Genomic DNA, 20,505 nt, shown 5'->3' on the forward strand with positions numbered 1-20,505 from the left:
CTTGTAGTTGCGGTTTAGAATGTAAGTGTCAGGCCCAGGTTCCAGACGCGCGGCCGGGGATTGGAAAAGAAATCCAGGTTCTGCGAGAACGCGGTATTGGAACCGTAGCTTGAATTGAATGTATCCACCTCGGGGTCGTAGCCGGTATATTTGGTGATCACAAACAGGTTTTGAACACTTGCATAAATGCGCAACCGGTCCATTTTCAGTTTATCCAGAACCGGCTGATCGAAGGAATAGCCGAGCATGAAGTTCTGCCCGCGGATGAAGGAGCCGTTCTCCACCCACCAGGTATCGAAATGCGAATCCTGTGCGAATTTGTAGTTGCGCACCTGCGAAATCATCGTGTTCTGATGGTCGGGCGTCCACGCGTCGAGTACCGTGGCCAGGCTATTCGCAATAGTCTGCCTGTCTTCCACCGAATGCTTGAATGTCGCCGCCGTATTCAGGCCTTCCACGAAGCGGATGTTGAACGATAAGTCCCAGCCTTTGTACTTCATCGTACTGTTGAAGCTCCCCGTCCATTTGGGGGTGGTGCGGCCGATAATGCTGTAATAGTTGCTTCCGTCGGCATTGTAGATGTACTTTCTGTCGCCCGGTTTCAGATTATGTTCGGCCGCCAGGGCAGCTTCGTCGGTGCTGTAAGTGCCCAGCCTTGTCATTCCGTAGAGCGAACCGATCGGCTCGCCCACGCGCAGGATGTTGGTTTGGCCGAGGAAGTTCGGTCCGGGGAAAATGTCGGCATTCCCGCGGTTCAGTTTCAGGATTTTGTTGACATTGGAGGCGAAGATAAAATTGGTGCTCCATGTGAAATTGCGTGTTTCGATGTTTGTCGTATTCAGGCTTACCTCGAAACCGGAGTTCCTTACCGACCCCACGTTTTGATACACATTCGCATTCACCTCCCCGGCCGACCACGGAATGGGCGCTTGCAGCAGCAGGTCTTTGGTGACGCGATTGTAATAGTCGACTGTCAGATCGATATTCTCACGGATACCCAATTCGACCCCGGCGTCGAATTGCAGCGATTTCTCCCATTTCAGATTGGGGTTGCCGAGGTAGCTGGGCAGCAGCGTCGACTGCAAGGCGCCGTTCAGCACGGTGCTGGTGGCATTGGTCGTGCCTGGCTGGATCTGCGCAATGGATTGGTACTGACCGATCTCCTGGTTACCGGAAAGCCCGTAGCTGGCGCGTAGTTTCAGGTTCGTAATCGTTTTGTTGCCTTTCAGGAAGCCTTCCTCCGATACCCGCCAGGCAGCACCTACCGAAGGGAAGAATGCGTATTTGTTATTGGCGCCGAATTTGGACGAACCGTCGTAGCGACCGGTTGCCGTGAACAGATACTTTTCGTCCAGGTTGTAAGTAGCCCGCGCAAAATAGGAATTCATCGCCCATTTGTAGTCAGCAGAAGTAGAGGAGCTTCTCACCGATCCCGAACCGAGCGTGTGCCACTGGAAAATATCGTCGATGAAGTTCTGGGTTTCGACGAAATCGGTTTCCTGGTTGTACTGCTGCCACGACGCCCCCAGCAACGCCGTGAACCGGTGGCGCTGGTTGATCGTCTTGTTCCAGGTAAGGTAGTTTTCCGACTGCCAATAGGTATTCAGATAACCGCGAATGTTGGCCACCCCGCCCTGATCGGCCGACATATGCGCCAGGTTTTGGGAAGAAAAGTAGTTGTTCTTCTGCGATTGAAGATTAAATCCGAAATCGGTCTTGAAGTCGAGGTCTTTGGCAATATGGAAAAGCAAATAGGTATTGCCCAGCGACTGGAGCGTGTTGTTAATGGTATACCGGTTGTTGGCGATGTTCACGGGGTTCGGCCCTCCCTCCAGTCCGGCGATATCGTTGTTGCCGGCCCAGGTGCCGTCGGGGTATTTTACCGGAAGGATCGGCACTTCCTCCGAAACCATACGCGGGACGTTCAGGCCGCCGTTGCCGTCGGATACCAGTCGCTGCCGGCTGTTGATGAGCGACATGCTCCCGCCTACTTTCAGCCACCGGTTCACATCGGTATCCACCGTAAACCGGGCATTATAACGCTTGAAAGCCGAGGTGGTCATCAAACCGTTCTGGTCCAGATAACCTAGCGACAAACTGAACAGGGTCTTGTCGTTCCCGCCCTGGAAATTGAGCTGGTGGTTAGTGGAAAAAGCGGGTTTGTAAACTTCCTTCTCCCAATTCGTATTGTATAGGGGTTTGTCGTTGGCGTCGAACAGCAACGGGAAGTTGGCGTGGTTAAGAGGCGCCGGGGGTGTCCAGACACCGCCGGCCGGGTCGAACTTGGTACCGTTGGCATAGGCTTCGTTGTAGACCTTGATAAATTCCTCCGAATTGAGTGTTCTGACATGGCGGTAAAGCTCGCTCACGTTCACATTGCCGTCATAGGAAACTTTCATGCCGCCCGCGCGCCCGCGCTTGGTGGTGATCATAATCACGCCGTTTGCTCCCCTGGCACCGTAAATGGCCGTGGAAGAAGCATCTTTGAGCACTTCCAGCGAAGCAATGTCGTTCGGGTTAATGGAGTTGCCGTCCACGCCGATCACGCCGTCGACTACATAAAGCGGATCGATATTGGAATTGATGGAGCCGATCCCCCGCACGCGTACTTTGGCCGCCGCGCCAGGCGCATTGCTGTTTACACTTACCTCCACACCCGCGATCTTTCCCTGCAATGCCTGCGATACGTTGGGCACCGGCTTGTCGACAAGTTGCTCGCCTTTAATGGTCGCGACAGCGCCGGTAAGGTCCGATTTGCGGACGGTGCCGTAGCCGATCACAACAACTTCGTTGAGCGCTTTTGTGTCGGATACGAGGCCTACGTCGATCACCGACCGGCTACCGACTGTGATTTCCTGGCTTGTAAATCCTACAAAGCTGAATACCAGCACACTGGATTCGTCGGGTACGGTAATTTCGTAATTTCCGGAGGCGTCCGTAGAGGTGCCCACGCCCGATCCTTTGATGAGTACATTTACGCCCGGAAGGGGGGAGGAGTCTTTGGAATCCAGTACTTTACCGGTAATTTTCTTGTCCGCGGCGAAGAACGGGCCTTCGGCGTTCGAGCTTAGGGAAACCAGGAGCAACAGGTTAAGCAGGACTATTCTCATAATCCTTCCCGACCGGACGACGGGTCGTTGTACATTACTTTTCATAAAGGGATTAGTTAGTATTTGTTAAGCATTTCTTCAATGAGTCCAATGGAGCATGTCCGTATGACAGACGGGAGAGCGGATTTTATTCATGATTAAAAAAAGGTTTGGTAATAATTCCGGTTTTTCACAGAGTCCAGCCACGACGACGCCATCGCCCGTGCTGTGAAGCAGGCGTCGGATGAGACTTTTGCAGGGTGAGGGGGATTTTAATATTTTTAAAAAATATAGTCCAAAAAAGGCCCGTGCAGATTTAAATGCGGTTAAAATGGCCTTAAATTAGAATTAAAATGCACCGGCAACCGACGCCCGGTTTTTTCAGGACGCTCGATATCAGGTGCATGCAACCGGTCGTAACCGCTATGTGAAATATGCCCGCGAAGTTTGGTTTTGGTATTCGGAAGAAATACTCCGGTAATTCGGTGGCCGGCCGGACCGGTATCCCGGGGAAAGTACTCGGTCAGGCATTGCTGGTGCTGCTGCCGCTCGGTCTGCCTGCACAGGACAGGCTGGCGACGATGGAGAAGGCAATTAATGCCGGCGACTATCCCAATGTGCACAGCGTGCTCATTTCGCGGAACGGCAAGGTGGTTTATGAACGATATTTCAATGGCTACGGGCCGGATTCCCTGCACGGAATGGGCCTACATCTTCTGCGCTCCGATGATCGTCGGAGGGATTATCGGGCGGGCCGCCCGCATGCCGGTAATGCAGTTTGCGAAACAGTATCTTTTCACGCCGCTGGGTATTGAAAACTACCGCTGGACGACAGGTCCCGCAATTTTCGCTTCCGGAAACGGGGGACAATATATTATTCTGCTTCCCGGCCTGAACGAAGTCATCGCTTTTACCCAGGGCAATTACGGAAGCAGGCGGGCCAAGCAGGCCTTCGACATACTGGCCCGCTATATTCTTCCGTAACCGGTGGCCTGGTTCCCGCATCCGGGAATGCGTTTCACGAATCTCGGGGCCGCTACCTGGCCATTACCTGTTCCTCGTATTCGGTCCTGGGTTTGCCCGCTGCGTTGGGCCTGCCTTTGCCTGTTTCGATAAACTTTTTCAGGCTGTCAGCGAGGTAGTTTGTCCAGGCGCCTTCGCAAATCTCGTAGCATTCGTAAGCCGGCGTCAGACCTTTTTGCGTGAAGGTGATCTCGGTTTTTCCGTCCCGTTCGGCAATGTCAAACACGATCGTGTTACCGATCCATTCGTTTGTGTCGTTGGTAAATTTGAAATGATTGTCGAGCACGTTCCAGACGACCTTTTTGCCGGGGATCAGTTCGGCGACCTCGATGGTGCAGCGGTGAACGTCCTGGAAATGGTAGTACCAGACGCTGCCGGCCTCGTCCGTTTTTCCCTTTACTTCCTCCGACCACCAGCCGTTTACCTGGTTAATCGCCTTGAATGCCTCCGCCGGTGTGCTGTTTACGGCAAAAGTGATTGTGAAATCCGATGCTGTGCCCATAATTTCCTAGTTTTTAGTGAATGATTGAAACAATGCAAAAATACTGTCCCGGGGCTCCTGCCAGCTGGTGTAAAATGGACATTCCGGCGGGTTGATATGGACAAATAATACCGCTAGCTTTGTGAAAAGCCGGATCTTATGAAACAAGTTACAATCGTCGTCCCGAAGGGAAATATCAATCTCAGCAGCATTACCGGAAGTTTCGAAATCCTCACCCGCGCCGATCAGTACTGGCAACGAAAAGGGCACCGGCCGTTTATGCAGGTGCGTATCGCCGGGTTTGTCGACGATCTGAAACTCGGCACGGGCTATTTTTCCGTCGCCCCGGCCGACATCCGTCAATTAGGTAAGACCGACCTTGTGATCATTCCTTCGCTTTCCTATGATTTCGACCAGGTTTTGCGGGACAACGGGGAGCTTATCGCCTGGATACGCGCGCAATACAAAGGCGGGGCCGAAGTGGCCAGCATTTGTACCGGTGCATTTCTGCTGGCGGCAACCGGCCTGCTGGAACACCGCGTGTGCTCTACGCACTGGAATGCCGCCAACGATTTCAGGCGGCTATTTCCGGATGTCAACTTGCGGGTAGACAAGCTGATCGCAGTCGAGCCGGGTATTTATACCAATGGAGGCGCATATTCATTTTTGAACCTCATTCTGTTTCTGGTCGAAAAGTATTTTGACCGCGAAACGGCCGTTCTTTGCGCGAAAGTGTTCCAGATCGACATCGAACGGTCGTCCCAATCCGCGTTCCTGATTTTTCAGAGCCAGAAAAACCATGGCGACGAGCTCGTCCGCCGCGCCCAGACATACCTGGAAGAAAACCTCACCGGGAAAATCTCCTTCGAAAAACTGGCTTACGACCTGGCAGTAAGCCGCCGTAATTTCGACCGGCGGTTCTATAAAGCTACGGGCAACACGCCGGTCGAGTACCTTCAGCGTATCAAGGTAGAACTCGCCAAAAACATGCTGGAAAAAGGGCGTAAAACCATTGCCGAGGTGATGAGCGAAGTAGGTTACTCCGACGATAAGGCGTTCCGGGAGGTTTTTAAGAAACTCGCCGGACTGTCGCCGCTGGAATACCGCACCAAATATGCGGGACGAAATCCGCTGGTCTGATGCACGTACGCTTCCCCGGGGAATGTCTTTTAACGGTACCTGTCGGAAAGACAGCGAATATTTTCAGCTTTGTAAAATAATAACTCCTTGTTAGAGAATGCAGTGGGCCTTGTACCGATACGGGAGGCCCGGCTGCCGGGGCATCGCCGGTTTGTGTCGGGGCCGAAAGAATCTTAACTTCGGCCGGCTGGTGAAAGCGATGCCTTCGGACAGCCAACCTGCATGGTACCATTCCTTTTGAAATAAATACTTAAACTCATGGATCATACGCGTCGTAAATTCATCGCCGGCTCGGCGGCATTGGCGGCAAGCGCGGCCACAGGGGTGGCTGCTCCGGCCGATGCCGGAAAGGTTAAATACCCACTAGTTCATCATGTCTTTTTCTGGCTCAAAAACCCGGGTTCGGTCGCTGACCGTGACCGGATCATCGAAGGCCTGAAAACGCTCCGGAAAATCGAGGCCATTAAAGAGCTCCGCATCGGTGTGGTAGCAAGCACCGAAAAACGCGATGTGGTCGACAACAGTTGGGCAGTATCCGAGCTGATGTTCTTCGAGGACCTCGCCGGGCAGGCCAGCTATCAGACCCACCCGATTCACCAGCAGTTCATCAAGGATTGCAGCCATTTGTGGGATAAAGTGATCGTCTACGACGCGATGGATGTGTAGAACTGCATTCCATCCGCGTAATCGCGTGCATTGAATTCTCCCGGGCTGTTTCGTACGCTACGGAACAGTCCGCTTTTTTACATTCCGGTCAGTCCGAATTCACAACGAATCCTTTCCGATTCACATTCCCGGTAAAGCGTTTTCCCGAAACCCCATTCTTTTGTTTTCATAACATTAACAATATGAAAACAGCAACTCTTCTGATTCTGACGTTCCTGATTGCCCATTCACCGCGTCGGGGCTCGGCTTGAAGCTCACCAGGGATCGTATCAGCCTGTTAAATGAGCTCCATCCCGAATCGCATATCGCGATGACTATCGGTAGCGCCGTTCCGAATGGCACGCAAATTGAACTTGTTTTTAATCAATGGTTCGGATGAAAGCAATCCTGGTAGACGACGAGCGATACAATCTCGATAACCTCGAAATCCTGATCGGGAAGTACTGCCCCGGGGTCAGAATCTGTGGCACTGCCCTGGATTCGCGGGAAGCAACCGGCTTGCTTTATAGCTGCCGGCCCGATCTGGTTTTTCTGGATATCCAAATGCCCGGCCAGAACGGATTTGAATGGTTGCAAAGTTTGCCGGATATTTCGTTCGGGGTAATTTTTGTGACGGCTTTCGATCAATATGCGATCCGCGCATTGCGGCTTGCGGCGATCGATTACCTTTTAAAACCCATTTCTATCGACGAATTGCAAATTGCGGTCGAAAGGGCCGGCCGCCTGATCGGGCAAAGGGAGCAGGACCGGTTATGGAAGAATCTGATCGAAAACTGGAAAGAAAGCCCCGGCCGTACCGGACGGCAAATAGCGCTGCCAACCGCGATGGAGACCCGTTTTGTAAGGACCGACGAAATAATCTGGTGCCAGTCGGCCAACAATTACATGACTTTCCACTTCGTGGATGGGGAAGCGCTGGTTGTTTGCAAGCCGATTTACTTGTACGACGATTTGCTCGGACCTGACGGTTTTATACGTTGCCATCAGTCTTATCTGGTCAACAAAGCATTTGTAAAAAGCTGGAAAAGGGAATACGGCGATTTCCTTTTGCTGTCCGACGGATCGGAAGTCCCCGTTGCCAGAAACAGGAAGGAAAGTTTGAAAACTGTTAACGGCTTGATTACTATCGCGCAGCTACCTTGTGATGCATGCATTCGGATAACTATATGAACAAAACGATACTGTACACATTCGTTTCCCTGGCGCTGGCTTCGTGCCACGCCCTCAAAGACAGTCCCAAGTACAAGCTCACCGACGGCGTTTACAAGACCGTTTCCGATGGACGTAAAACGGTGGTTTATGTCGAAAATAAGGAAGACTCGGTGCTGGTATACGCATTGAGGCCCGGTTGGAAGGCGCTGAAACCGGGTGGCAGGCCGGTAAAGCCGGAGATATACCCGCGCAGCGGCGCAGGCAGCGAAATTACTGAAAGCAGGTATTGGAAAAATACATTTGACCTGGACGTGCTCACAATCCCGTTCAAATACCGGCCGTCGACAAGTTCGTTCCAGCCCCAGCTGAGCAACCATCTCAACGGCGCGTTGTATGTAGGGTACCGGAACGATACCTACGAATTGTCCTACAAAAGCAACCCGATCGGTAAAGTCAGCCAGAGGGTTACGCATCTCGGCTTCTCGGCGGGCCTGGCAACCGGCATCGGTGTAACACCCGTTAATCCCTGGGTGACAGGCAACAACATTAATGTCGAATACGACGGTTTCGTCTGGTCGAAGGCAATATGCGCGTTGATGGCGGTCGAAAAGCTCAATTTTGGCCTGGCATTGGGCGTCGACCACCTGTTTGGCAGCGACAGGCAGTACTGGATCTATCAGGGTAAGCCGTACATCGGCCTGACGGTGGGTTTGAACCTTAATTAAACATCGGCGGAGCCTGATATTCTCTCTGATCACATTACGCGGAATGCTTACTAAAAACATTTTGACGTATATTTCGCAATTGAAAAGGAATACCGCCAGGAGTCCGAAGCCGTAATTCAGATATTATCATGTTTCTAAAAAAGATCAAATCCGGAGAATCAGGTGTGATGCTTTATGGGATCACTCCGCCCAAAACAGGTACAACCCCTGAAAGGGTCGCTGAAATCGCAGAAAAAACAATCGAACGACTGTCTTCCCTGGATATAGATGCCCTGGTAGTGTACGACGTGCAGGACGAATCGGCCCGTACGACGGAAGAAAGGCCCTTTCCGTTCATAAACGCGCTGGACCCTTTTGCGTTTTCTTCGGAACATCTGGGCAAGCTGGATATCCCCAAGATTATCTACCGCCCGGCCGGCAAATTTTCGGCGGAGGAGCTCTCCGACTGGCTTGACGAACTGCACAGGCACAAATGCTACCCCGTTTTCGTAGGCGTACCTGCCCCCGATTTCCCGGTTAAAACCAGCCTTCCCGAGGCTTACAGGCTATGGGAAAAGCATCGGGATACGTCGGTCGTCGGAGCGGTGACCATCCCCGAGAGGCACAAAGTGTTGCAGGATGAAGACGTGCGGATGCTCGACAAGATGAGCAGCGGTGTGTCTTACTTTATCTCGCAATGCGTCTTTAATCTGGAATATGCGAAGCAGGTGATCGAGGACCTGGCGGCCAGCTGTAAAAGCAGGCAGATCGCCCCTCCGACCATCATATTTACGGTTACCGCCTGCGGGTCGGCTAAAACGCTGGACTTTATGGAATGGCTGGGCATTCATATTCCCGACCAGCTGAAAGAAGACCTGAAAGCCGCAGACGATATGCTGGGCAGATCGGTGAACATTTGTCTGGAAATCGCCTCCGGGCTGATCGAATTTTGTGTGGAACGCTCGATTCCGTTTGGCTTCAATATCGAAAGTGTCGCCATTCGCAAGGCCGAAATCGAGGCTTCGATCGATATGGCTTGCCGGATAGGGCGGATGCTGAAAGATAAAGGGCTGAGAAAATCGCCGGAAGGGGTCATCGTAGAATCCGCCGATATCTGATGTTCGCTGATGCATTGCCTGGAAACCGAAAAAATACCCGATGAAGCATTTGATATATGGCGCCGGCTTGCTTCTGATGGTGTCGTGTGCAGCGGAAAGAAAACCGGTGCAGGACTCGGGCGGCACGGCGGAAAGCCGGGTCGACAGTTCCTACGCGGGCACATGCCCGTTCCTTTTTGCCATCGGCGATACGACGGTTTTCAGCTGGGTGCGTACCGTTTCCGATTCGGAGGCGGTATTGTGTTTTAAAATTTCCGATGGTAATGGTTTCGGGAAAACGCTGACCGTACCGGGCAGCGGTAATGTAAGGCCGCATGGTGAAAACCTGTCGAAGGTAATCCTCGCACCGGACGGGCGCATCATTGCGGCATGGGGCGTGGCCAACCCGAACCCGGAAAACAAGTATTCAGGATTGGTTTTTTACAGTTCGTCGGCCGACGACGGTCAAACCTGGACGGACCCCGCGCCGCTAAGCCCCGATGAAAAGAGTATAGACCAGCGTTACTTCGACCTGGAAATACTTCCCGGCGGAACGGTCGGTGCCGTGTGGCTCGACAGCCGGAAAGATACGCCCGTGGAGGGGTCGTCGCTCTACTTCGCGACGTTCGGCAAAAACAATGCATTCGAAGGCGAAAAGCCGATCGACCGGACGGTTTGCCAATGCTGCCGGACCGACCTGTTTGTCGACAAAGCAGGTGGCTTGCACGTCGCGTACCGCAAAATCCTGAACGATTCGATCAGGGACATGGTCCACATCGTTTCGGCCGACAGTGGCAGGAGCTTTTCAACCCCTGTGCGTATCAGCCCCGACAACTGGGTGATCCGGGCATGTCCGCATACCGGCCCGGCCATAGCGCAAACCGACTCCGCGTTGTCGTTCGTATGGTATACCATGGGCAGTGGAAAGGGCGTGTTTTTCACTTCGTCGAAGGATAACGGAAAGACTTTTTCCGCAAAAAACGCAGTAGGCAACAGCACAGCCGGAAAGCATCCGCAAATCCAGCTTCTGAAAAACGGCAATCAGGCGATCGTGTGGGACGAGCACACCGAAACGGGCAGCGTAATCGGCCTGGAAATGCGGTCGCCCGCAGGCGAAAGGCTCAAAACCGCACACCTGGCTTCGAGCCAGGGGTTTGCGTCGTTCCCGGTGATCAAACAGGTCGGTAACAAATTGCTGATTGCCTATTCGGCCAGCAAAACCGCCGAAGAAAAAGAGCACGTGTATTTTCAGAAGGTGGATATCGGCACGTTTATGGCGGAACCTCAGCAATAGCGGCCGAGAAAATCGCCCATCCGGCAAACTATCTCGTCGAAGTTGGTTTCCAGCGCCATGTGTCCTCCTTCCAGGATATGCAGCTCGGCATTGGGCAAGTCCCGTTGGTAGCAGAAAGCCTCTTCGATGCTGAAAAACACATCGTATTTTCCCCAGAGAATCAATGCGGGAGGCTGGTACTGTCTGAAATAGTGCTGGAATGTTTCAAATTTCTGCAAATTACTCTGATAATCGCAGTTGAGGATAAACTGCATATCGATGTTGCCGGGCCTGCTCATCAAAGCCCAGTCCAGCGTCCAGAGCTCGGGACCGAGACCTGCCAGTAGTTCGTCGGGCAACCCCGCCGTATACTGCATCCGGGTGCCTTCTTCGCTCAGAAACGACATTATTTTCCGTTTCTTTTCTTCCGTAGGGTGATGCCAGTAATCGATGGTTTCGTCCCATTGAGGGCCTAATCCCTCCCGGTATGCATTCCCGTTCTGCACAATGATGCCAAGAACGCGCCCGGGGACAGCCACGCACAGGCGAAGACCTACGGCCGAGCCGTAATCGTGGAGGTAAATGAAAAATTTCCCGATCCCGATTTCGTCGAGAAGGGCCTTCATACACGCCGCTATGTGGTCGAACGTATAATCGAAATGCCTGGCGTCGGGAAAGCCGCTGAAACCGAACCCCGGAAAATCGGGCGCTATCAGGTAGTACTTGCCGGCCAGCTCCGTCATCAGCTTTCTGAACATTACCGACGAACTCGGAAACCCGTGCAACAGCACAACCGCCGGTCTGTCGCTTTCTCCGGCCACGCGGTAGAAGATTTCCACGCCGTTTACCATTACCTTTTTATGCAAAATCACGTAGCTCATGTTTGCCGGTTTTAAATAGTCCGTTGAGTTATTCGCTTCTTAAACTTTTCACCGGGTTGGTCAGCGCCGCACGGATACTTTGGAAACTCACCGTACACAGTGCGATCGTGACCGACAATACCCCGGCCAGCAGGAATACCCACCATTTGATTTCGGTGTGATAGGCAAAGTCCTGCAACCAGTTTTTCATACCATACCAGGCAATAGGCGAGGCAATGACGATGGCGACCAGGACCGGTTTGAGGAAATCCGTCGAAAGCAGGCGCACAATGCTGGTTACCGAAGCACCGAGGACCTTTCTCACGCCGATTTCCTTGGTACGCAGCTCGGCCATGAACATGGAGAGTCCCAGGAGGCCCATGCAGGAAATGAGGATGGCAATGCCGGCGAATACCCCGAACAGCAACTGCTGCGTCTGCTCACGCGCGTAGAGCTTTCCAAAGCGCTGATCGAGAAATTCGTATTGGAAAGGTACCTCCGGAAACCGCTCTTTCCACACCGATTCGATATGGCCGATGGCATGCTGAATGCTTCCGCCCGCTATTTGCACCGATACCCGCCCCAGGCGCCCCGGCTGGTAGAACATGACAATAGGCGCTACTTTCTGATGAAGCGATTCGAAATGGTAATCTTTTGTTACACCAATGATTTGCCCCCGGATATTACCATAGCCGAAACGGTTCCCGACGGCATCGGCCGGGTTTTTCCAGCCGAGCAGTCGCGCGGCGGTTTGATTGAGTATAAAGCCGCTGGTGCGGTCGGTGGGGTATTGGCGCGAAAAGTTACGTCCTGCGGCCATCGAGATCTGGTACGTGGGAATAAAGTCCTCGTCCACGGACAGCGACTTGATATTGATTTCGGTAGGCGCCATCGAGTCGCCTTTCATGACGTAGGCTTCCCACGAATCGAGCAACCTGCCGGACGGAATGCGCGACGAACGGCCAACCTCCCGCACGCCGGCGTATTCCTTGAAACGCTGACGGATCGCTTCGATGTCGATCGTGGAATCGTCGGGCATACTGAATGTGATGACCTGGTCTTTGGCAAATCCCAGTTTGTAATCCTGAATGTAATGCATCTGGTTGTAGACGACCGTCGTGCTGATGATCAGCACCACCGCAATCGCGAACTGCGCGACAACCAGCGCCTGGCGCAGCTTGCCGTTTTTCAGCGCCGAAGCGATCTTCCCTTTCAGGACCGCGATCGGTTGAAAGCCGGTCATGAAGAAGGCGGGGTAGCTGCCCGCTACCAGTCCTGTAAAGACGGTTATGCCCAGGAGGATTGCCAGGAACGACGGATCCAGCAGCGCCGAAACGGAAAGTTGTTTCCGGGTGAAGTTGTTGAACAACGGAAGGCATAAGAGGACGGCCACAAATGCGATTGTAACCGAAATCAGCACCAGTAGTATCGATTCGCTCAGAAACTGGTTGACGAGCTGCGTACGAACAGCCCCGATTACCTTGCGCATTCCCACTTCTTTGGCGCGGGTCGCCGACCTGGCCGTCGCCAGATTCATATAATTGATACAGGCGATCAGGAGGATGAAAACCGCTATCGCGGAAAACAGGTAAACATATTGAATGTCGCCGTTTGCTTCTATTTCGGAGTCGAGGTGAGAACGGAGGTGAATGTCGGTAAGTTTGGTCAGCGTCAGCACCGAGTATTTGGAAGCGTTCTGCTCGATGTGTTTGTTCTGGAATGCCGGAAATGCCGCGGTAAGTTTTTGTGGATCGTAGTGTTCGGGCAAGAGCAGGAATGTCGAGAAAGAATTATTGCCCCAATTGGTACGAAGGCCCTCCGCCCCATAAACGCGGTCGTCGTTCAGCGTCGAGAACGAAACGAGGAAATTGGGGTGGAAATGCGATTGGGAGGGCAGCGGTTCGAAAACGCCCGTTACTGTGTAATCGAGTTGGTTGTCCAGCCGAACCACTTTTCCGACGGGGTCTTCCTTCCCGAAATATTTCTCCGCCATAGGCTTCGAGAACATGATCGAAAACGGGTTTTCCAGGGCCTTGTCCGGGTTTCCACGGTCGATTTTGAAACTGAACACTTTAAAAATATTCGCTTCGGCCGCAAACATCTGTTCTTCCGCGAACCGCTTATCGCCATATCTCACGAGCGCCCCGGTTTCCAGCATGCGCACCACCTGTTCTATCTGCGGAAAATCCTGCCTGATCAGCGGCCCGAAAGGCGGTGCCGCATGTCCGAGGCGCAGCGATTCGGTGCCGTCGTTGGCCAGAAACGTGCGGTTGAGTCTGTAAATACGGTCGGCGTGCTCATGAAAACGGTCGTAAGCCAGTTCGTCTTTCACGTACAGCGCGAGCAGCAGGAAGCAGGTGAGCCCGAGCGATACGCCCGCGATATTAATGAAACTGAACGCTTTGTGCTTTGTCAGGTTCCGGAGCGCGATTTTGAGATAGTTCTTGAACATAGGTTTGCATTTAGCCCCGCTTCCTGGCGGGAGGATGGATACACCGTTCGGATACCGTAATAAATGTATGCCACTTTGCGGGAGGCTGAAAATCAAGGGTTTGAATGTAGTCGCCTGTTCGGAATCGAACGATTTTCCGGTAGCTCTTTACATGGCAAACTTTGACGGGGCCGTCATTGTATACCCGGTAACAGGGCCATGAGGATAGTTGACCTGTTGCATTTGCACAATCAGGATTCGACAGGCGCCACATCGTATATCAGTGGAATGTATAAATATCTCCCTTTTTTATCAAACTGGTGTTCCGCGAGATGATGCAATTTTGTGTAGATCAAATTTTAACGATTATGGACACAAGAAAAGAGCCGGCGAAAATTCTCCTGGTGACCGGAGGCAGCCGGGGAATTGGCGAAAGCATCGCCCTGAATGCAGCAAAACGCGGTATTGACGTTATCCTGACCTACAACAAGAATGCAGACCGCGCGAATGCGGTGGCAAATACGATCGGTAACGGCGGGGGAAAGGCCGTTGCATTGCACCTGGACACCTCCCAAACCGGTTCCTTCGACAGCTTCGCCGAACAAGTCGCGCAGCTATTGCGCAGCGAATGGGACAGAGGAAACTTCGACTACCTGGTCAATAATGCCGGGATCGCCCAGCGTGCGCTGATCTGCGAAACGAGAGAGGAAATGTTCGACGAGCTTGTCGACGTCAACTTCAAGGGCGTGTTTTTCCTCACACAGAAATTAATGCCTATGATTGTCGACGGCGGACAGGTTATCAATATCTCCTCCGGACTTGCGCGCTTCGCGTTTCCGGGCGTGGCGGTTTACGGGGCCCTCAAAGCGGCCGTGGAGGCATTGACACGCTATTTTGCCAAGGAATATGCCGACAGAAGGATCCGGGTCAATACCGTGGCGCCGGGGGCGATCGACACCGAATTCGGCGGTGGCAAGGGCAATGAAAACCACCGCAGACAGATCGCCTCAATGACCGCCCTGGGCCGTCTTGGCGAAGCCGACGACGTAGGCGGTTTCGTGGCTTCGCTGCTTTCCGAGGACAGCCGGTTTGTAAATGCGCAGCGTATCGAGGTTGGCGGAGGCATTATGATCTGATATATGTCGCGTCGCTCCCATTGTTTTTGATAAATTCGGGCATTTCAACCGACTGCTATGGACTATATCGATATCAAATCCGTTTCAGAACTGCTTGCGTTTTTCCGCTACGGAAAACCGCAACACCCGTTGATCGCGGTCGTGGACCTGTCGAAGGTCGATCGTTCGCACCGGAAACCGGGTGCCTCTTACCGCCTGGACCTGTATTCCGTTGCTTGCAAAAAAATAGAAGGGTCATTCAAATACGGGCGGACGCAATATGACTTTTCGGAAGGAACATTGATGTTTACCGCGCCAAACCAGGTATTGACACCGGATGTCGAAAATAAGGTGGAAGGCTGGGCGATTTACGTCCACCCCGATTTCCTGCACGCCAGCGGCAAAGGCCGGAAGCTTATGGACTATTCTTTATTTGGCTACGATGTCAATGAATGCCTCCACATTTCGGAAACGGAAGACAAAATATTGGAAGGATGTGTGGAGAATATCGATCGGGAGATATCCGGAAACCTGGACACGCATTCCCGTGACCTCATCCTGACCAACCTTGAATTGCTGCTTTCCTATTGTGCGAGGTTTTACGACCGGCAGTTCCTCACGCGGACAAAAGCCGGTAACGACATCGTCGGGAAGTTCGAACGGTTGCTGAACGATTACTTTTCGCAGGACACGCTGACGGAGGCAGGACTGCCGGATGTGAAATATTTTGCCTCTCATCTGAACCTGTCGGCCAATTATTTAACCGACTTACTGACCAAATACACGGGCAGGTCAACCAGCGAGCATATTTATCTGAAACTGATCGATAAAGCCAAGAATATGTTATGGAGCACCGACGAGCCAATCAGCGCGATCGCCTACGATTTGGGCTTCGAACATCCCTCTCATTTTACCAAATTATTTAAAAACAGAACGGGCCGTTCGCCCAGGGAATATAGGAACCTGAATTGAACACCGGTCGAAGTATTTTGAGTATTGGGCCCTATGGATTAATTTCCGGGTCCGTTTCTCTATTTCACCGATGCAAATGTGGTCTCGATGTTTCTGGATGGTTTTGGCCGCACTGGCGGGCTGGGTAGGGGAGGCTGCCGCCCAATCCGAGAAATACCAGTTTGCGCGCTACAATACGGAACAGGGACTTTCGCATAACCAGGTAAACTGTTTTCTGAAAGACAGCCGCGGCTTCGTCTGGATCGGTACAGCCAATGGCCTCAACCGCTTCGACGGCTACTCGTTCAGGGTTTTCAAGCACAACCCGGCCGATTCTTCGACTATTTCCCACCATCAGGTGACTGCCATATTCGAAGACCCGCAAGGTTTTATATGGGTCAACACCCATGTCGGGCTCGACATTTACGATCCGTTGAGCGAGCGCATCGATCGCAATGCCGACCGCGCGGCGGTGCGGTTCGGGCTTCCGGATGCCAATTTTAACCGGATCATCAAAACCCGCTCGGGCGATTACTGGATCAGCCATAACAGGCTAGGGCTGCTGAAATACCTGACTACCGCGAAAAAGCTCGTTAAAATCAGGTTCGGCCCGGCCGAGGATTCCACCGGTCCGGCCAAGCGCAGTATTTCCGATTTCGCCGAGGATGCGCAGGGCAACCTCTGGGTGGTGTGCGACGACGGTTTTCTCGCGCGCGTGGACGCGGGCACGCACGAGGTTAGGATCGGCAGCGCATTGCTGCAAAACCGGAACCGGGGTAATTTGTCCAATCACAAGGTTTTTGTCGACGACGACGGCGAACCTTGGGTGTACATTGTGAAAGCGGCCACAGGCGCATTCAATTTTGATTTTAAAAACAACGTGCTGCGTGTCGCCGGTACCGCGGGCCCGGATTTCCGGCTGGCCAACAATGCCGTAACGGCCATGCTTTCCGGCCCGGATGGCAGGATCTGGATCGGTACCGACCATGGAGGCATTAATGTGCTCGACAAAAAAAGAAAAACGGTGTCGACCCTGCTGTTTGATCCGGGCGACCCGCGGACGATCAGCCAGAATACCATCCAGGCGTTATACAAAGACCCGACAGGCATGATCTGGGCGGGGACGTTCAAGAAAGGCTTTTGCGCATATCATAAAAATATCTTCAGATTTTCGCTCGTCCGCCACTCGCCCGGTGACCCGCGCAGCTTGCCGTTTGATGATGTGAACGTGTTCACGGAAGACCGAAACGGCAATCTCTGGATAGGGACCAACGGCGGCGGGCTGATCCACTACGACCGGGCCGGCAACAGTTTCCGGCAATACCGGAATGTGCCGGGCGATCCGGGCAGTTTGAGTAACGACGTCATTGTTAGCCTGTTCCTGGATCGCGACGACGTGCTCTGGATCGGAACATACTTCGGGGGACTCAACCGGTTCGACGGCAGGCGCTTTACGCGTTACCTCCACGCCCCGGCCGATTCCACGAGCCTGATCGACGATCGCGTATGGGAGATATTCGAAGATTCACAGCGTCGTTTGTGGGTGGGGACCCTGGCCGACGGCCTGGATTTGCTCGACAGGCGCACGCAGACATTCCGTCATTTCAGGCGCCTGGCACCGAACTCCGTCAGGTCGGATTATATTTCGGCCATTATGGAAGACCGCGAGGGTAATCTTTGGGTCGGTACCGCCAACGGAATCGATGTCCTGATTCGAAAAACAGGGCGTTTTGTACACTATGGCTACCGGGCAGGCAACCCCGACAGCCTGAGCAGCGACGCTGTTACCGCATTGGCGCAGGACCGGTTCGGGCATATCTGGATCGGGACATCCGAAGGGCTCGACCGGTACGATGCCCGGCGGAATGCTTTTGTACATTACGATAGCCGCCATGGGCTACCGGACGATGCGATACTGACTGTCGTGGTGGACAATATGCAAAATTTGTGGCTGGGTACTCCCAAAGGCCTGGCCAATTGCAGGGTATCCAGGAAACCCGACGGCATACCGGCCGCATTTCAGGTGAGGACCTACAACGAAGTGGACGGATTGCAGGGACGTGGTTTCAACGAGAATGCCGCCCTTCGGCTCCGCAACGGCGAGCTGGTATTTGGCGGGGCCAACGGCTTCTCTATCTTCGACCCTGCCCAAATCGCCGATGAGCGTGCTTCTGCCAGGATGACGCTTACCGATTTTCAGATTTTTAACAGGAGCGTCCGGCCGGGAGAGTTGTTCGACGGCGATGCCGTGTTGGAAAAATCGGTGTCGCTTACGGACCGCATTGTGTTGAAACACAGCCAGAATGTGTTTTCCATCGAATTCGCCGCACTGAATTTTCTGCATCCGGAAAAAAACCATTATCTCTACATGCTCGAAGGATTCAACGACCGGTGGTTCGAGGCTGACGACACCCGCAAGGTAACTTATACAAACCTCGACCCCGGCACTTACACTTTTAAAGTCAAGATGAAAGGGACGGGCGCTTCGACCGAGCGGAGCCTTCAGGTGGTGATCCTGCCGCCGTTCTGGCGGACTCCCTGGGCTTATATCCTGTATTTTTTGCTCGTTGCGGGCGCACTTCTGATCGCGCGCTGGATATTGATCGAGCGCGAACGGATGAATTTCAAGCTCGAACAGGAGCGCCGCTACGCCCAGCAAATGCATGAGCTGGATATGATGAAGATTAAATTCTTCACCAATGTGAGCCACGAATTCCGGACACCGCTCACGCTCATGCTTACGCCCCTCGAAAACCTGCTCAGGAATATCCGGGCGGATCACGCCGTACACAGGCAGTTGTCGCTTATTCACCGAAATGCGCAGCGGCTTTTCAATCTGGTCACGCAAATGCTCGATTTCAAGAAGCTGGAAGTGGAGGGAACCGAGTTCGTGCCCGAACGGGGCGACATTGTCCGGTTTGTCCGGCAGATCGCACAAACGTTTTCCGACCTTTCCGAGCACAAGCACATCCGGTACCGGTTCGATAGCGCCGTCGAATCGAGGTATGCGGATTTCGACCAGGATAAATTATCCAAAGTGATGTACAACCTGCTTTCCAATGCATTCAAGTTCACGCCGGAAAACGGCCAGGTGACCGTCGGCTTGCGAATTGTGCCGGACCGGGAAGGCGAGGCGCTGGAAGTCAGGGTGGAGGATTCGGGTATCGGCATCCCGGCCGAAGCGCAGGCGAAGGTATTCGAAAGGTTTTACCAGCATCCCATGCCCGGCCACATCATGAACCAGGGCAGCGGTATCGGGCTCTCCATTGCGGGAGAGTTTGTTAAAATGCATGGCGGGAGTATCCGGCTGGAAAGCGAACCGGGCAGCGGAAGTATTTTTATCGTGACGTTGCCCCTGCGGGAGAGCGCGGCGCGCGTTGCGCCTGTCGCGCCCGCGGCGGTCGTCCCGGTACAGGCGTCCCCGGTTGAAATCGACCTGCCCGATGAAAAAACTACCAAAAACAAACCTCTGATACTGCTTGTCGAGGATAATGACGAGTTCCGGGAATATTTAAAAGAGATATTGCAAAGGGATTACCAGGTGCTGGAAGCGGGCACCGGGAGGGCCGGTCTCGACATTACGCTGGAACAAATCCCCGACCTGATCGTCAGCGACGTCATGATACCTGAAATGGACGGGATCGAGCTCTGCCGAACAGTCAAAACCGACCGGCGCATTTCCCACATTCCGGTGGTGTTGCTCACGGCCCGTGCCGGGGAGGAGCAACAGTTGCAAGGCTACCAGACCGGAGCCGACGCCTATGTGACCAAACCGTTCCGGCTCGATATTCTGCAGGTAAGGATTGCCAACCTCATCCGCCAGCGCGAGCAGTTGCAGCGGCATTTCCAGCAGCACGTGGAAATACGCCCAAGTGAAGTCGCCATCCGTTCGCTGGACGAACAATTCGTGACGACTGCGGTAAAAGCCGTTGAAGAAAACCTTGCGAACCCCGACTTCACGGTCGAAGAACTGAGCGATGCCATGTCGATGAGCCGGGTTTACCTCTACAAAAAAATCCTGTCGCTGACCGGCAAGACACCCATCGAATTTATCCGCATTATCCGGATCAGGCGGGGCGCGGACCTGCTTGAAAAGAGCCAGCTGACCGTCTCGGAAATCGCCTACCAAATCGGATTCAACAACCCCAAGTATTTTGCGAAACTTTTCAGGGAGGAATTCGGGATGCTACCCACAGAGTACCGCCGGCAGCGCTCGGAGAGGGAATGAATGGCCGTTGCTCCGCCCGTAAAGTGCAATTTCCAGGCGTACGGCAACTTTTCTCCGAACGTTTTCATAATTGGAATAGTACAAAATATCAACCCGATACTATCATATCGGGCAGCGATGGCCTGCTCGATGCTTTCTCACGGGATTCTGACGGGTTTGTGGAATAAAGCAGGAAAAAATAGCCTGTTTTTTGGCCGGAGTTTACAAATGATACCCTATTTGTAAACAAATGGAGCACTTGCTGCATGTTTTTTAGCGACACATTTGTCCAACTATTCATTCGATTTATACCATA

The 20,505-nt window shown here is 53.2% G+C and carries 14 protein-coding genes; 10 read left to right on the forward strand and 4 right to left on the reverse strand.

Annotated elements, in window-relative coordinates:
- Window positions 1-14 precede the first annotated feature (14 nt).
- Complete coding sequence (locus ABV298_RS25935; RefSeq protein ID WP_353719039.1) at window positions 15-3,155, reverse strand: TonB-dependent receptor; 3,141 nt, start codon at window positions 3,153-3,155, stop codon at window positions 15-17.
- Between the two features lie 368 nt (window positions 3,156-3,523).
- Here ABV298_RS25935 and ABV298_RS25940 point away from each other — a divergent pair, with 368 nt between their 5' ends.
- The gene (locus tag ABV298_RS25940; protein ID WP_353719040.1) at window positions 3,524-3,904 is read left to right on the forward strand and encodes a hypothetical protein; all 381 of its coding nucleotides are present in this window, start codon (window positions 3,524-3,526) and stop codon (window positions 3,902-3,904) included.
- A gap of 221 nt (window positions 3,905-4,125) precedes the next feature.
- Here ABV298_RS25940 and ABV298_RS25945 read toward each other — a convergent pair whose 3' ends face one another.
- Entirely contained in the window at window positions 4,126-4,614 is a 489-nt protein-coding gene (locus ABV298_RS25945) for an SRPBCC domain-containing protein (RefSeq protein ID WP_353719041.1), read from the reverse strand.
- 138 nt (window positions 4,615-4,752) lie between these two features.
- On the opposite strand from ABV298_RS25945, the gene ABV298_RS25950 reads away from it, so the two are divergent.
- The 6 genes from ABV298_RS25950 to ABV298_RS25975 all read left to right on the forward strand — a co-directional run bounded on the left by ABV298_RS25950 (window position 4,753) and on the right by ABV298_RS25975 (window position 10,646).
- Window positions 4,753-5,733, forward strand: coding sequence for a helix-turn-helix domain-containing protein (locus tag ABV298_RS25950; RefSeq protein WP_353719042.1), 981 nt, complete (start codon window positions 4,753-4,755; stop codon window positions 5,731-5,733).
- 258 nt (window positions 5,734-5,991) lie between these two features.
- Window positions 5,992-6,399 (forward strand): Dabb family protein, encoded by a 408-nt coding sequence (locus ABV298_RS25955; protein ID WP_353719043.1) that lies wholly within the window; start codon window positions 5,992-5,994, stop codon window positions 6,397-6,399.
- Between the two features lie 375 nt (window positions 6,400-6,774).
- On the forward strand, window positions 6,775-7,569 hold the full coding sequence (locus ABV298_RS25960; protein ID WP_353719044.1) for a LytTR family DNA-binding domain-containing protein: 795 nt from the start codon (window positions 6,775-6,777) through the stop codon (window positions 7,567-7,569).
- Window positions 7,566-8,276 carry a hypothetical protein gene (locus ABV298_RS25965; protein ID WP_353719045.1) on the forward strand — a complete coding sequence of 237 codons (711 nt, stop codon included), beginning with the start codon at window positions 7,566-7,568 and terminating at the stop codon, window positions 8,274-8,276. The genes ABV298_RS25960 and ABV298_RS25965 overlap by 4 nt, the downstream gene beginning before the upstream one ends.
- A 128-nt stretch (window positions 8,277-8,404) precedes the next feature.
- Window positions 8,405-9,373: a methylenetetrahydrofolate reductase gene (locus ABV298_RS25970; RefSeq protein ID WP_353719046.1), complete on the forward strand. Its 969-nt coding sequence runs from the start codon at window positions 8,405-8,407 to the stop codon at window positions 9,371-9,373.
- 40 nt (window positions 9,374-9,413) lie between these two features.
- Window positions 9,414-10,646: a sialidase family protein gene (locus ABV298_RS25975; protein WP_353719047.1), complete on the forward strand. Its 1,233-nt coding sequence runs from the start codon at window positions 9,414-9,416 to the stop codon at window positions 10,644-10,646.
- Here ABV298_RS25975 and ABV298_RS25980 read toward each other — a convergent pair.
- Together ABV298_RS25980 and ABV298_RS25985 are read right to left on the reverse strand one after the other, a co-directional pair.
- Entirely contained in the window at window positions 10,637-11,506 is an 870-nt protein-coding gene (locus tag ABV298_RS25980) for an alpha/beta hydrolase (RefSeq protein ID WP_353719048.1), read from the reverse strand. The genes ABV298_RS25975 and ABV298_RS25980 overlap by 10 nt on opposite strands.
- 28 nt (window positions 11,507-11,534) lie before the next feature.
- Window positions 11,535-13,937 carry an ABC transporter permease gene (locus ABV298_RS25985; RefSeq protein WP_353719049.1) on the reverse strand — a complete coding sequence of 801 codons (2,403 nt, stop codon included), beginning with the start codon at window positions 13,935-13,937 and terminating at the stop codon, window positions 11,535-11,537.
- Window positions 13,938-14,284: 347 nt separating this feature from the next.
- Between ABV298_RS25985 and ABV298_RS25990 the strand changes: the two genes are divergently transcribed.
- The 3 genes from ABV298_RS25990 to ABV298_RS26000 all read left to right on the forward strand — a co-directional run bounded on the left by ABV298_RS25990 (window position 14,285) and on the right by ABV298_RS26000 (window position 20,210).
- Window positions 14,285-15,052 (forward strand): SDR family oxidoreductase, encoded by a 768-nt coding sequence (locus ABV298_RS25990; protein WP_353719050.1) that lies wholly within the window; start codon window positions 14,285-14,287, stop codon window positions 15,050-15,052.
- A gap of 57 nt (window positions 15,053-15,109) precedes the next feature.
- Complete coding sequence (locus ABV298_RS25995; RefSeq protein WP_353719051.1) at window positions 15,110-16,003, forward strand: helix-turn-helix domain-containing protein; 894 nt, start codon at window positions 15,110-15,112, stop codon at window positions 16,001-16,003.
- Between the two features lie 76 nt (window positions 16,004-16,079).
- The gene (locus ABV298_RS26000) at window positions 16,080-20,210 is read left to right on the forward strand and encodes a two-component regulator propeller domain-containing protein (RefSeq protein ID WP_353719052.1); all 4,131 of its coding nucleotides are present in this window, start codon (window positions 16,080-16,082) and stop codon (window positions 20,208-20,210) included.
- Window positions 20,211-20,505: the final 295 nt, after the last annotated feature.

Source organism: Dyadobacter sp. 676 (genome assembly GCF_040448675.1).
Classification (GTDB): Bacteria; Bacteroidota; Bacteroidia; order Cytophagales; family Spirosomataceae; genus Dyadobacter.

What these genes read in the sequence shown, in the direction of transcription:
- ABV298_RS25935 (WP_353719039.1), bottom strand. Translation starts at nt 3,155, where the DNA reads ATGAAAAGTAATGTACAACGACCCGTCGTCCGGTCGGGAAGGATTATG.
- ABV298_RS25940 (WP_353719040.1), top strand. Translation starts at nt 3,524, where the DNA reads ATGCCCGCGAAGTTTGGTTTTGGTATTCGGAAGAAATACTCCGGTAAT.
- ABV298_RS25945 (WP_353719041.1), bottom strand. Translation starts at nt 4,614, where the DNA reads ATGGGCACAGCATCGGATTTCACAATCACTTTTGCCGTAAACAGCACA.
- ABV298_RS25950 (WP_353719042.1), top strand. Translation starts at nt 4,753, where the DNA reads ATGAAACAAGTTACAATCGTCGTCCCGAAGGGAAATATCAATCTCAGC.
- ABV298_RS25955 (WP_353719043.1), top strand. Translation starts at nt 5,992, where the DNA reads ATGGATCATACGCGTCGTAAATTCATCGCCGGCTCGGCGGCATTGGCG.
- ABV298_RS25960 (WP_353719044.1), top strand. Translation starts at nt 6,775, where the DNA reads ATGAAAGCAATCCTGGTAGACGACGAGCGATACAATCTCGATAACCTC.
- ABV298_RS25965 (WP_353719045.1), top strand. Translation starts at nt 7,566, where the DNA reads ATGAACAAAACGATACTGTACACATTCGTTTCCCTGGCGCTGGCTTCG.
- ABV298_RS25970 (WP_353719046.1), top strand. Translation starts at nt 8,405, where the DNA reads ATGTTTCTAAAAAAGATCAAATCCGGAGAATCAGGTGTGATGCTTTAT.
- ABV298_RS25975 (WP_353719047.1), top strand. Translation starts at nt 9,414, where the DNA reads ATGAAGCATTTGATATATGGCGCCGGCTTGCTTCTGATGGTGTCGTGT.
- ABV298_RS25980 (WP_353719048.1), bottom strand. Translation starts at nt 11,506, where the DNA reads ATGAGCTACGTGATTTTGCATAAAAAGGTAATGGTAAACGGCGTGGAA.
- ABV298_RS25985 (WP_353719049.1), bottom strand. Translation starts at nt 13,937, where the DNA reads ATGTTCAAGAACTATCTCAAAATCGCGCTCCGGAACCTGACAAAGCAC.
- ABV298_RS25990 (WP_353719050.1), top strand. Translation starts at nt 14,285, where the DNA reads ATGGACACAAGAAAAGAGCCGGCGAAAATTCTCCTGGTGACCGGAGGC.
- ABV298_RS25995 (WP_353719051.1), top strand. Translation starts at nt 15,110, where the DNA reads ATGGACTATATCGATATCAAATCCGTTTCAGAACTGCTTGCGTTTTTC.
- ABV298_RS26000 (WP_353719052.1), top strand. Translation starts at nt 16,080, where the DNA reads ATGTGGTCTCGATGTTTCTGGATGGTTTTGGCCGCACTGGCGGGCTGG.